Origin of the sequence: Streptomyces sp. NPDC051740, from assembly GCF_044453165.1 — a bacterium.
Classification (GTDB): domain Bacteria; phylum Actinomycetota; class Actinomycetes; order Streptomycetales; family Streptomycetaceae; genus Streptomyces; species Streptomyces atrovirens.
The window spans coordinates 158221-170139 of record NZ_JBITCL010000012.1 but is presented as its reverse complement, the minus strand read 5'-3'; the positions used below and the strand labels follow the sequence as shown (position 1 = coordinate 170139).

General features: G+C 72.4%; 13 protein-coding genes. 4 read left to right on the top strand and 9 right to left on the bottom strand.

Annotated features, from left to right (window positions below; genetic code table 11):
• The first annotated feature begins 40 nt into the window (after positions 1 to 40).
• Positions 41 to 208, top strand: coding sequence for a hypothetical protein (locus ACIA6T_RS21465; protein ID WP_399448058.1), 168 nt, complete (start codon positions 41 to 43; stop codon positions 206 to 208).
• Between the two features lie 67 nt (positions 209 to 275).
• Here ACIA6T_RS21465 and ACIA6T_RS21460 read toward each other — a convergent pair whose 3' ends face one another.
• The 4 genes from ACIA6T_RS21460 to ACIA6T_RS21445 form a co-directional block, all read right to left on the bottom strand.
• Positions 276 to 1007 (bottom strand): DUF3618 domain-containing protein, encoded by a 732-nt coding sequence (locus ACIA6T_RS21460; RefSeq protein ID WP_399448057.1) that lies wholly within the window; start codon positions 1005 to 1007, stop codon positions 276 to 278.
• A complete protein-coding gene (locus ACIA6T_RS21455) occupies positions 983 to 1411 on the bottom strand; it encodes a phage holin family protein (protein ID WP_399448056.1) in 429 nt (142 codons plus the stop codon). The genes ACIA6T_RS21460 and ACIA6T_RS21455 overlap by 25 nt, the downstream gene beginning before the upstream one ends.
• Before the next feature lies 1 nt (position 1412).
• A complete protein-coding gene (locus tag ACIA6T_RS21450; protein ID WP_399448055.1) occupies positions 1413 to 2045 on the bottom strand; it encodes a hypothetical protein in 633 nt (210 codons plus the stop codon).
• Between the two features lie 149 nt (positions 2046 to 2194).
• Positions 2195 to 2971: a TetR/AcrR family transcriptional regulator gene (locus tag ACIA6T_RS21445; protein WP_399448054.1), complete on the bottom strand. Its 777-nt coding sequence runs from the start codon at positions 2969 to 2971 to the stop codon at positions 2195 to 2197.
• A 176-nt stretch (positions 2972 to 3147) separates the two neighbouring features.
• Here ACIA6T_RS21445 and ACIA6T_RS21440 point away from each other — a divergent pair, with 176 nt between their 5' ends.
• Both ACIA6T_RS21440 and ACIA6T_RS21435 read left to right on the top strand, forming a co-directional pair.
• Entirely contained in the window at positions 3148 to 4362 is a 1215-nt protein-coding gene (locus ACIA6T_RS21440; protein WP_399448053.1) for an adenylate/guanylate cyclase domain-containing protein, read from the top strand.
• Complete coding sequence (locus tag ACIA6T_RS21435) at positions 4349 to 4840, top strand: Pycsar system effector family protein (protein ID WP_399448052.1); 492 nt, start codon at positions 4349 to 4351, stop codon at positions 4838 to 4840. Before ACIA6T_RS21440 ends, ACIA6T_RS21435 begins: the two co-directional genes overlap by 14 nt.
• A 94-nt stretch (positions 4841 to 4934) precedes the next feature.
• Here ACIA6T_RS21435 and ACIA6T_RS21430 read toward each other — a convergent pair whose 3' ends face one another.
• Genes ACIA6T_RS21430 through ACIA6T_RS21420 form a run of 3 tightly spaced genes read right to left on the bottom strand, consistent with a single transcriptional unit; the run spans position 4935 to position 6090 of the window.
• Positions 4935 to 5369: a type II toxin-antitoxin system VapC family toxin gene (locus ACIA6T_RS21430; protein WP_399448051.1), complete on the bottom strand. Its 435-nt coding sequence runs from the start codon at positions 5367 to 5369 to the stop codon at positions 4935 to 4937.
• A complete protein-coding gene (locus ACIA6T_RS21425; protein WP_399448050.1) occupies positions 5370 to 5621 on the bottom strand; it encodes a CopG family transcriptional regulator in 252 nt (83 codons plus the stop codon).
• Between the two features lie 28 nt (positions 5622 to 5649).
• Positions 5650 to 6090, bottom strand: a complete 441-nt coding sequence (locus tag ACIA6T_RS21420; protein WP_399448049.1) for a VOC family protein — start codon at positions 6088 to 6090, stop codon at positions 5650 to 5652.
• Between the two features lie 247 nt (positions 6091 to 6337).
• Here ACIA6T_RS21420 and ACIA6T_RS21415 point away from each other — a divergent pair, with 247 nt between their 5' ends.
• The gene (locus ACIA6T_RS21415; protein WP_399448048.1) at positions 6338 to 9337 is read left to right on the top strand and encodes a bifunctional [glutamine synthetase] adenylyltransferase/[glutamine synthetase]-adenylyl-L-tyrosine phosphorylase; all 3000 of its coding nucleotides are present in this window, start codon (positions 6338 to 6340) and stop codon (positions 9335 to 9337) included.
• Between the two features lie 126 nt (positions 9338 to 9463).
• Here the strand turns inward: ACIA6T_RS21415 and ACIA6T_RS21410 are convergent, their stop codons facing one another.
• Positions 9464 to 10333: a phosphatase PAP2 family protein gene (locus ACIA6T_RS21410; RefSeq protein ID WP_399448047.1), complete on the bottom strand. Its 870-nt coding sequence runs from the start codon at positions 10331 to 10333 to the stop codon at positions 9464 to 9466.
• 131 nt (positions 10334 to 10464) lie between these two features.
• Complete coding sequence (locus ACIA6T_RS21405; RefSeq protein WP_399448046.1) at positions 10465 to 11499, bottom strand: LacI family DNA-binding transcriptional regulator; 1035 nt, start codon at positions 11497 to 11499, stop codon at positions 10465 to 10467.
• Between the last annotated feature and the right edge of the window lie 420 nt (positions 11500 to 11919).

Here is an 11919-nt window from a genome sequence, read left to right as displayed (position 1 = left end):
ACATTGCGGTTGACCGAGCGAGCGGGAACGAGGAGGAGCCATGGCCGGGATCACGATAGAGATCGCACCCCCGGACGATCCGCACTGGGACAAGGCCTGGCCGGTCGCCCTGGCGACGGGGGAGTACCTGTCGAAGGTGCTGGGGGTGCCGGTGACCGTGAGCGACAACTACGGGAGCGCGCACGACTTCCAGCCGGAGAGCGGCTGAAGGACCGGACGGCCGGGGCCCCGCCTCCGTACCCGTGCGGGCGCCGAAGGCAGGGCCGCCGCGTCGCTCACGCGGGACCGGACCGGCGGCCGGCCTCGTCCTTGAGGGTGCGGCCGGAGTCCTTGGCCTGGTCGGTGACCTGGCCGGTCCGGTCGCGGGCCTCGTCCTGGGTGGTGCGGGCCGCCTGTTGCGCAGTGTCCTTCACCTCCGCGGCCGCGCTCTGCGTGACCTCCTTGGCGCCTTCCTTCAGGTGCTGCGCGGACTCGCCGGCGGCCTGCTTCACCGGCTCCAGCGCCTCGGCGCCGCGCTCCATCAGCTCGGACGCCTTCTGCTGCTCCTTCTCGGAGGCGGGCACCATCGAGGCGGCCAGCAGGCCGACGCCGAAGGCGACCAGACCGGCGGCCAGCGGGTTGCCCTGCGTCTGGCGGCGGGCCATCTCGGGTGTCTGCTGGACGGCCTGTCCCGCCTGACCGGCGACCTCGCGCGCCGAGTCGGCCGCCCGTCCGGTGCCCTCCTGCACCGAACCGGCCGCCGACTGCACCGAGTCGGCCGCCGTGCCCGCCGCCGACTGCATCGAGCCGGCCGCCGACCGGGCGGTGCCGGCCATGCCGTGCGCCGTGTACGAGGCGGTGCCCATGACGCGGTCACGGACGCCCGACACCGTGCGGCGCATCCTCGCCTTGCGGCGGCGGGCCATGCGGCGCGGGCTGGCCCGGTCGGCGAGCCGGTCCACGTCCGCGGACAGCTGGTTGCGGGTGGCCGCGATCTCGGCCCTCATTTGGTCGGGTGACGTGCCCATTCCGCGTCCTCCTTCAGGGTCTGGACGGTGTGCTCGGGCTTCGGCGAGACGGTGCGCATCTTCGCGCGGCCCTTCTGGTACAGCACGGCCGCGGCGACGGCCCACAGCGCGGCGATGATCAGCGCGGCCCAGCCGTCGTCCATCACATTGGCCAGACCGAACATGGCCGCCAGCGACAGGAACAGCAGGACCATGTAGGCGGCGAAGCCGGCACCGCCGTACATCCCGGCCGCCTTGCCCGCCTTGGTGCCCTCCTCCTTGACCTCGGCCTTGGCCAGCTCCACCTCCTGCCGGAAGAGGACCTGGAGGTCGGAGGTCACCCGGGACAGCAGCTCACCCGCGGACCGCTCCCCTTCGTACGGCTCGGCCGAGCGGGCCCGGGACAGCGGTGACATCGTGGACATCTCACGCCTCCGGGAACGGGCGGCCCGGCGTGCCGAGACTCGGCGGAGTGGACGGCGCGGGCGGTGCGGTCCCCGGCGGGGGAGCGGCCGGCAGGGCCTCGGAGGCCGGGGTCGCGGTGACCCGCCGCTGCCCGTTCCCGTCGGTCCGGGAGGCCGTCTGCGCCACCTTCGCCAGGCGTCCGACGGCCAGTCCGGCCAGCAGCGCGCCGCCGAGGAAGGCGCCGGGACGGCGCCGGGCGAAGCCCTGGAGGTCGGCGGCGATGCCTTCGACCCCCTGCCGCTCCAGATAGTCGGCCGCCCGCATTCCCTTGTCGCCCGCGCGGGCCGCCATGCTGCGGGCGGGCGAGTCGTGCTCGGCGTGCGCGGCCAGGTTCGAGAAGTCGTTCGCCCACTGCCGCAGCGTGCCGGCCGCCCGCCTGGCCTGCCCGTCCGCCTCGTCCATGGCGCGGCCGCGCAGGTCCTCGATGACCGTGCCGGCCTGCTGCCGCGCCTCGTCCACGACGGTCCGGGCCTGTTCCGCCGCGGTCCCCGCCACCTGGCCGGCGGCCTGCCTGGCCTGGTCGGCCGTCGCGGAGGTCTCTGCCTTGACCTTGTCTCCGGTGCTCCCGGATCCGGTTCGTACGGACTCACTCATCGGCGACTTCCCCTTATCGGCTGTCGTGCGTGCGGCCCGTGTTCCCGATGACCCGGCGTGTACCGGAGGTTGCGCGTCGGGCACCACACGGAGCCGTCCGTCCCCCTCCGAGTGGCCATTTGTCCGTGCTCGACACGTTATGGAGGGAATTACCGTTCCCCAGGAAGCGGATCCCTGTGAGGTCGTCCCGGTTCCGGGGCGGTGGCGTTCCTCCGTCGCCCCGGCGGGCGCGCCACGCCCACGAGCGCGAGCAGGTCGTCGACCATGTGCTCGAAGAGGGGGACGCAGTCGTCGAAGGCCGTGGCGAGGTGGCTGTAGACGGACATGCAGAGCAGCCCGTAGAGCTGACGCCAGCAGGTGACCATGAGCAGGGCGACGCCGGCCGGGAACTCCTGGCCGATCACGCGGCGGTACGCCAGCATCTGGGCGTGCAGCACGGGGTCGATCTCGTCGTCGGACGGGAAGTCGAGTCCGCCCCGTTCCCAGAGCCGGCCGAACAGCTCCCCGAACAGGCCCCCCAGTCTCCGCGCGAGCGCCTGGTCGACCGTGCTCTCCGCGGACAGGCGGGAGTGTCCCGCGCCCATGAGGAGGTCGAACCCGGCGGGGTGGGCGACGGACCAGTCGAGGACGGCACGGGTGGCGGCGTACAGCTGGGCGCCCAGGTCCTCGGGGTCCTCGCGCCGGACGGCCGCCGAGACGGCCGACACGAACTCGTCGGTCAGGTCTTCGCAGACCGCGAGGATCAGCCCCCTCCTGCCGTCGAAGTGCCGGTAGAGGGCCGGCGGGGAGACGCCGACGGCACGGGCCACCGCCGACAGGCTCAGGCCCTCGACGCCGTGCGCCGCCGTGAGCCTGCGCGCCTCGTCCCTGGCCTCGCGCTCCAGTGCCGCGCGCATGCGCTCGCGGCGCGACGGCCCGGTCTGCATGCCCCTGCCTCCCTGATCGCATCGACGTTCGACGCTCGCAACCGAGTTCACGTCACTACATCACACGTCGGGTCATTCCCGGGCTTGCGGTGACAGGCGTTCGCATGGTTAATGGTATTAACGAAGTGATGGGTCGTCACTTCGGGGCGGGGGGCCGCCCAAGGAACAGCACATGCATGGGGGTAGTCATGGCCACGGACCACTTCTCGCTCTTCCAGGAAGCGCTCAGCCACCAGGACCGTCCGTCGCGGGTGATCCTCTTCGCGGACCTCGCGGGCTCCACGGAGATGAAGGGGAAGACGGGGGAGGTCGGCTGGCTCCCCACGATCGGGAAGTTCCTGGACATCACCGCCCGGGCGGTCACCGAGCACGGCGGGACCGTGATCAAGTACCTGGGGGACGGCACCCTGGCCGCGTTCGACGGCGAGCGCGCGGCCGAGGCGATCTGCGCGGCCATCACCATCCAGGAGCTGCTGAAGGAGGAGAACAGCAAGGGCAGGGTCAACGACTGCCTCGCCACGGTCGGCGTCGCGACCGGCCGGGTCGTCGAGTACGAGGCCCCGGGCGGCGGCCTGGACTACATCGGTTCCGTCGTCGACCTGGCCGCACGGCTGTGCAGCGCCGGGGCTCCCCAGGCGATCTGGGTCGACAGCGCGACCGTCGTCTCGGCCAACATGAGCAGGGTCAGCTCCGAGATGGGCCGGGTCCTGGAGTACTCCCCGGACGACTACCTCTCGGACGAGGAGAAGGTCGACCTCAAGGGGTTCGCCAAGCCGATCAAGTACCGCGAGGTGATCTGGCACCGGAAGGCGTTCGGTGTGAAGAACACCGTGCTGACCGAGGCCATCGACCGGGCCCAGACACAGGCGCACGTCCAGGTCCGGACCCAGGCGGCGGTGCCCTCGCAGGCGGGTCCGCCCGCGAGGCCCGCCGACGCGACCCTCGACGGTACGGTCACCCGCTGGGACCCGGACCAGGGCCGTGGCTTCATCGCGACGGCCGGGCGCGGTGACCACTACGTCGACCGGCGGTTCATCGTCGACGAGCAGAACCTCACCGAGGGAGGCGCCGTGAGGTTCGTCCCGCTGGCGCCGCTCAAGGAGGGGCAGCGCCCGGTGGCGGGCTGCACGGTTCAGGAGGGGCACGAGATCCGGGGCACCTTCCAGCGCGTCCTGGCCGACAAGGGCTACGGCTTCGTCGAGGTGCGCGACGTGCGCGGCAACCAGCAGAACCTCTTCGTGTACCTGGGGGACGCGGCGGCCGGCCACCAGTTCGGGGAGCAGGTCCGCCTGGAGGTCCGCAGGAACTACAAGGGCATCTCCGGGCAGTTGGTCGGCGGAGGCGGGAGCGGGGTCGCGAGCGACAGCGGTGCCGGCAGTGACCTCTTCTGACCTGCGGCTGCGGCCGGCACTGGCCGAGGTCCGCGCGGAGCTGAGCCGCGCGGACCAGAAGGCGGCGACGCTCCTGGCGCTGTTCTCGGCGATCACGGCCGGGATCGCCGCCGCCCTCGGTGTCCGCCGGGCCGGTGTCTTCACGCTCTGGAACGGTGCGGAGTGGATGGCCTGGCTCGGTTTCGCCTGCCTGGCCGGCAGCCTCGTCCAACTGCTCGTCTGCGTCCGGCCCGGCGGTGTCTCCCGCCCGGCCGGCAGCGCCTACTTCCTGTTCTACGCCCAGTACGCGGGCCGGCCGGGCGACCTGGTCGCCCACCTGTCCGCACAGGGGAACGCCGAGCTGGAGCGGTGCACCCAACTCGTCGAACTGTCGGTTCTGGTAACACGCAAGTACAGGATGATCGCCCGCTCCGTCGACCTCCTGGGCTGCGCCCTCGCCCTGGTCGCCGGAGCGGTCCTGCTCGACGCGCTGCGCTGACACCCCGCGCGAACGCCGGCGCCCGGGCGGCCCTGCGTGAGCGCGGACGCCGCCGCCGGACGGCGACGCCTTCGGCGTCGTCGTCCGGGTGACGCTACAGATCGTCGGGCAGGAGCCGGAACGCCGGGTGTGCGGTGAGTGGGCGGATGGTGCGGAAATCCTTCCGGTCGAGCGTGAGCACGGCGTCCGTCGCGTACTCGCGGGCCGTGACCGCGATCACCGAATCGGTCAGATCGAGGGCCAGTTCCCGGTACCTGCGCTGAACGAGGCGGGCGTCCGCGAGGAGGTCGACGTGCGTGTCGCCGAGGGCGTAGCGTCCCGCCCTGGCCTGTGCCACGAGTGAGTCCATGACCTGCCCTGCGGCATCCTTGCCGAACCGGCGGCTCAGCAGGTGGTCCAGTTCGGCGAGGACGAGCTGGGGGATCACCAGAAGGCCGGCCGTGTCCATCACATGACGGGCCGTCTTGTGCTCGGGGCAGCTGCGGTCGACGGAGGCGATGATCCCCGACGTGTCGGCGACGGCGATCACCTACGACGCCTCGTTCCCGTGGCCGAAGCCCGTCTCGCCCAGTATCTCGTCACCTCGCTCCGCGAAGGTGGCGTCGCCGCTGTCGAGGACGGGAAGCCCTGCGGGCTCGTCCCAGACACGATTGCGGGCAATGGCGAGATGGACGCCCTCGCGAATCAGCTCGGCTTCGCTGATCCCTCTCCGCGCCGCCGTGTCCTTGAGGTCGTGGAGATCGTCTTCTTCGAGGTAGACCGTCGTCCGTTTGAGACTCATGAAGGTATGGTACCTCTGCCATACAACCTTACGCCCCCGCCAGATCCCCCAGCACCTTGTGCAGCGGCTCCACCGCCCGCCGCCGGTACTCCTGCACCGCCCAGCCGTTGCCGTCCGGGTCCGTGAAGTACATGAAGGTCGCGCCGTCGGCCGGGGCGTACTCGACCGGGTCGGAGACCTCCAGGCCCCGGGCGGTCAGTTCCGCGTGGGCCGCCTTGATGTCGGCGACGCAGAGCTGGAGCCCCCGGTAGGAGCCCGGGGCCGGGGCGGGGCCCGGGCTCATCTCCCAGATGCTGTCGCCCAGGGCGATCGAGCAGCCGGAGCCGGGCGGGGTCAGCTGGACGATGCGCATGCCCGGCACGACCTCCTGGTCGATGTCGACGTGGAAGCCGACCTTGTCCCGGTAGAAGTCCCTGGCACGGTCGATGTCGCTCACCGGGAGCGGGATCACTTCGAGGGTCATGTCCATGGAACAGCACTCCTTCGTCGGCGTGTCGGCTGCGCGTCGCCCGGACCGTCACCCGGCCCGGCCGGACGGCTGCCCCCACCGAATCCGAAAACCGTCCGCCGCGCCACCGAAATGCCGGCACGGGCACGTCCCACCGCGCCCCGGGCCGCAACCTCGTACTCCGGATAGGCTCATGGCCGTACGACCCTGATCCGAGGCATGTGCACCAGGCACAGGCACGAGGCACGAGGCACGAGGGAGGCCGGGGATGACGTCGGCGCCGGGGCGCAGGAGCAGTACCTTCACGCGGCTGCTGCGGCACGGCTTCACCGATCCGTCCGCCGCGGAGCGGCTGCTCGACAGCGCCGGACTCGCGCTGGTGCGCAACGACCCCGTGCTGCTGGACGCCCTCGGCGCCACCGCCGACCCCGATCTCGCGCTGCGGGGCCTGGTGCGGCTGCTGGAGGCGCAGGACGGGCCCACCGCCCGCCAGGAGCTGCTGGACACGCTGATAGCCGCCAAGCCGCTGCGGGACCGGCTGCTCGGGGTGCTCGGCGCGTCCGAGGCGCTCGCCGACCATCTGGCCCGGCACCCGAGCGACTGGCAGGCCCTCGTCACCTACGAGCCGCGCGACCTGCACCCGGGCGTCGAGGAGTTCGAACGGGGCCTCGCCGAGGCCGGCGACCCGGTCTCGCTGCGCGTCGCCTACCGGCGCTGTCTGCTGTCCATCGCCGCCCGTGACGTCTGCGGCACCATCGAGGTCGCCCAGACCGCCGCCGAGCTCGCCGACCTCGCCACCGCCACCCTGCGCGCCGCCCTCGCCCTCGCCGGGGCCGCCGCGCCCGCGGACGCCGCGCTGTGCCGGCTCGCGGTGATCGCGCTGGGCAAGTGCGGGGGACACGAGCTGAACTACGTCTCCGACGTCGACGTCGTCTTCGTCGGCGAGGCGGTGGACGGGGCCGACGAGGACAAGGCGCTGCGCGCCGCGACCCGGCTCGCCGCGCACATGATGCGGATCTGCTCCGAGACCACCGTCGAGGGCTCCATCTGGCCCGTCGACGCCAACCTCCGTCCCGAGGGCCGCAACGGGCCGCTGGTGCGCACCCTCGCCTCCCACCTCGCCTACTACCAGCGCTGGGCCAAGACCTGGGAGTTCCAGGCGCTGCTCAAGGCCCGCCCGGTCGCCGGTGACCTCGCGCTCGGCGAGGAGTACGTCACCGCGCTCCAGCCGCTGGTGTGGGGGGCCGCCGAGCGGGAGAACTTCGTCGCCGACGTGCAGAAGATGCGCCGCCGGGTGGTGGAGAACATCCCCGCCGCCGAGATCGACCGGCAGCTCAAGCTGGGCCCGGGAGGGCTGCGGGACGTCGAGTTCGCCGTGCAGCTGCTGCAACTGGTGCACGGGCGCGCCGACGGCTCCCTGCGCAGCGGCACCACCCTCGACGCGCTGAAGGCCCTCGCCGCCGGCGGCTACGTCGGCCGCGCGGACGCCGCCCAGCTCGACGACGCCTACCGCTTCCTGCGCTCCATGGAGCACCGCATCCAGCTCCACCGGCTGCGCCGCACCCACCTCGTCCCCGAGGACGAGGCCGACCTGCGCCGCCTGGGCCGCTCCCTCGACCTGCGCACCGACCCGGTCGCCACCCTGACCCGGGAGTGGAAGCGGCACGCCTCCGTCGTACGGCGGCTGCACGAGAAGCTGTTCTACCGGCCGCTGCTGGACGCCGTCGCCGCGCTCGCCCCCGGCGAGGCCCGGCTCAGCGCCGAGGCCGCGCGGGAGCGGCTGATCGCGCTCGGGTACGCCGATCCGGCCGCCGCGCTGCGCCACCTGGAGGCGCTGGCGTCCGGTGTCACCCGCAAGGCCGCCATCCAGCGCACCCTGCTGCCGGTGCTGCTCGGCTGGTTCGCGGACTCCGCCGACCCGGACGCCGGTCTGCTCACCTTCCGCAAGGTCTCCGACGCGCTCGGCAAGACCCCCTGGTACCTGCGGCTGCTGCGCGACGAGGGCGCCGCCGCCGAGAACCTGGCCCGCGTGCTGTCCGCCGGACGGCTCGCCCCCGACCTGCTGATGCGCGCCCCCGAGGCGGTGGCGCTGCTCGGCGACGGGGGCGGCGGGCTCGAACCGCGGTCCCGCGCCCATCTGGAGCAGGAGATGCTCGCCGCCGTCCGCCGCGCCGACAACGCCGTCCAGGGCGTCACGGCCGCCCGCGGGGTGCGCCGCCGCGAACTGTTCCGTACGTCCGCCGCCGACATCGTCGGCTCCTACGGCACCGAGTCGCAGCCCGCCGAGGCCGACCAGGGCGCCCTGGTGGACCTGGTGGGCGGCGCGGTGTCCGACCTGGCGGCCGCCACCCTCGCCGGCACGCTCCGCGCGGTGGTCCGCGAGGGCTGGGGCGACACGCTCCCCACCCGGTTCGCGATCATCGGCATGGGCCGCTTCGGCGGGCACGAGCTGGGCTACGGCTCCGACGCGGACGTCCTGTTCGTGCACGAACCGCGCGACGGCGTGGACGAGCGGGAGGCCGCCGAGGCCGCGGGCAAGGTGGTCGCCGAGATGCGCCGGCTGCTGCAGGTACCGAGCGCCGACCCGCCCCTGCTGATCGACGCCGACCTGCGCCCGGAGGGCAAGTCCGGCCCGCTGGTGCGCACGCTCAGGTCGTACGAGGCGTACTACCGCCGCTGGTCGCTGGTGTGGGAGCGGCACGCGCTGCTGCGCGCCGAGCACGTCGCCGGGGACGAGGACCTGGGCCGCCGCTTCACCGAGCTGGTCGACCCGCTGCGCTATCCGGCCGCCGGGCTCGACGAGGAGGCCGTCCGGGAGATCCGGCGGCTGAAGGCCCGTATGGAGTCCGAGCGGCTGCCGCGCGGCGCCGACCCCAAGCTGCACGCCAAGCTCGGGCCGGGCGGGCTCTCCGACGTGGAGTGGACCGTGCAGCTCCTCCAGCTGCGGCACGGCGCCCGGGAGCCGGGTCTGCGCACGACCCGCACGCGGCAGGCGCTGGCCGCCGCCCGCGCGGCCGGGCTGATCTCCGAGGAGGACGCCTCCACCCTCGACGAGGCCTGGGTGCTCGCCACCCGGGTGCGCAACGCGGTGATGCTGGTCCGGGGCCGCGCCGGGGACACCTTCCCCACCGTCCCCCGCGAACTGGGCGCCGTCGGCCGCTACCTGGGCTACGGCCCCGGCCACGCCGGCGACATGCTCGACGCGTACCGGCGTACGGCACGGCGGGCGCGGGGTGTGGTGGAGGAACTGTTCTACGGGGGGCTGTGACCCCCCCGGCAGGGCCCGGCCTCCCCGAGGTCGCGTCGCCCCGGCTCCCCGACGAAGGCGGCGGTCCGGCCGTCGCCCGGGACAGGGAGCCCAAGCCCCTGAAGGGGTGGCGCCCGGCCTGCCGGGCTAGCCCTGCTTCGGCACCGGGATCCGCTCCGGCTCCCGTTTTCGCTGTTCGGGCACCAGCCTCGGCAGGGTGTACGGCCGGCGGCCGTACCAGAGCAGCGCGATGCCGTAGCCGAAGGACAGGCAGAGGACGCCGCCCACCGCGTCCAGCCAGAAGTGGTTGGCGGTGGCGACGATGACCACCAGCGTGGCCGCCGGGTACACCAGGCCCAGCACCCGCACCCACGGGACGGTGGCCAGCGCGAAGATCGTCAGCCCGCACCACACCGACCAGCCGATGTGCATCGACGGCATCGCGGCGTACTGGTTCGACATGTTCTTCAGATCACCGGAGGCCATCGAACCCCACGTTCGGTGGACCATGACGGTGTCGACGAAGTCCTGGCCGTTCATCAGCCGGGGCGGGGCGAGCGGATACAGGTAGTAGCCGACGAGGGCGATGCCGGTGGTGGTGAAGAGGACCAGGCGGGCCGCCGCGTACCGGCCGGGATGACCACGGTAGAGCCACACCAGGACACCCAGCGTCACCACGAAGTGCAGGGTGGCGTAGTAGTAGTTCATGCCGACGATGAGCCAGGTCACCGAGTTCACGGCGTGGTTGACGGACTCCTCGACGGCGAGTCCCAGTTGCCGCTCCAGGCGCCAGATCCAGTCGGCGTTGCGCAGCGCCTCGGCCCGCTGTTCCGGTACGGCGTTGCGGACCAGCGAGTACGTCCAGTAACTCACCGCGATCAGCAGGATCTCGAACCACAGCCGGGGCCGGCGGGGGGCGCGAAGACGGCGCAGGCGGCGTGGCCCCGTCTCTTCCGTGACGGGGTGCGCTGCGGCCTCTTCCCGGCCTGCCAGCGTTGTCACCGTCGTGTCACCCATGGGCCAGAGTCTGCCAGAAAAGAGCCTTCCCCCAGATCATCCCCCGGTCGGGCCGTATCCGCATGTTCTCCCCCGGGGGAAGGCCCGCTCCCTCCTCCTGTGGCAGTGCGCCGAAGGTCCCCTTCTCCGCCCTAGGGACGATTCCGGTCCCCGGGGGCCGAAGCGGTCGAACCGCGCACCACCAGTTCCGGCATGAACACGAACTCGCTGTGCGGCGCGGGCGTCCCGCCGATCTCCTCCAGCAGCGTGCGCACCGCGGCCTGGCCCATCGCCGGGACCGGCTTGCGGACCGTGGTCAGCGGCGGGTCGGTGAAGGCGATCAGCGGGGAGTCGTCGAAGCCGACCACGGAGATGTCCTTCGGCACGTCCAGACCGCGCTGCCGGGCCGCCCGTATCGCGCCCAGCGCCATCATGTCGCTCGCGCACACCACCGCCGTGCAGTCGCGGTCCATCAGCGCGGTGGCGGCGGCCTGGCCGCCCTCCAGCGTGTACAGCGAGTGCTGGACCAGCTCGGTCCCGACCGTCTCGGCGCTCAGTCCGAGCTGCTCCTGCATGGCGCGCACGAAGCCCTCGATCTTGCGCTGCACCGGCACGAACCGCTTCGGCCCGAGCGCGAGCCCGATCCGGGTGTGCCCGAGGGAGGCGAGGTGGGTGACGGCGAGCGCCATCGCGGCCCGGTCGTCGGGGGAGATGAACGGCGCCTGCACCTTCGGCGAGAAACCGTCCACGAGCACGAACGGCACGCCCTGCGCCCGCAGCCGCTCGTAGCGCTGGGTGTCGGCGGTGGTGTCCGCGTGCAGTCCGGAGACGTAGATGATGCCGGCCACCCCGCGGTCCACGAGCATCTCGGTGAGCTCGTCCTCCGTCGACCCGCCCGGGGTCTGGGTGGCGAGCACCGGCGTGTAGCCCTGCCGGGTCAGCGCCTGCCCGATGACCTGGGCCAGCGCCGGGAAGATCGGGTTCTCCAGTTCCGGGGTGATCAGACCGACCAGACCCTCGCTGCGCTGCCGCAGCCGCACCGGCCGCTCGTAGCCGAGGACGTCGAGGGCGGCGAGCACGGACTGGCGGGTGGTGGCGGCGACGCCCGGTTTGCCGTTGAGGACGCGGCTGACGGTTGCCTCGCTCACCCCCGCCTGAGCAGCGATATCGGCAAGGCGTGTGGTCACAGGACTGGACTGTAGCTGCCGCTTCTCCCCTTGCACACCGATCGGACGCCTGGTGCGCGCCGTCGAACGGCCCGCTGCGGGCTGCTGGGTCATCGCGGTCCCTCAAGTCGTGGTCGGCGTCCGGTCCGCAACGGATGATTCCCCCGGCGGCAACGGATGGCAAGTACTTGCAGAGTCTTGCACAACAGTCCGAACCCCTGTCGTACGGGCGGAAACCCGGGTTGCCGAGCGGTCGAGAACAGGTCACGGCGGCATAACTCTCGGCGGCGCTTGCAAAACTTTTCTGCAAGGTCTTTCGAAAAGGTTCCAGCGCTGTTACGTTCACGTCGCCCGGCGGCGGCAACGGCGCGGTCGGCAAGTCAGCAGGACGGCAGACGGGGCCGCACCTGCACTCACGGGCTTAACCCTCAAGGAGAACCT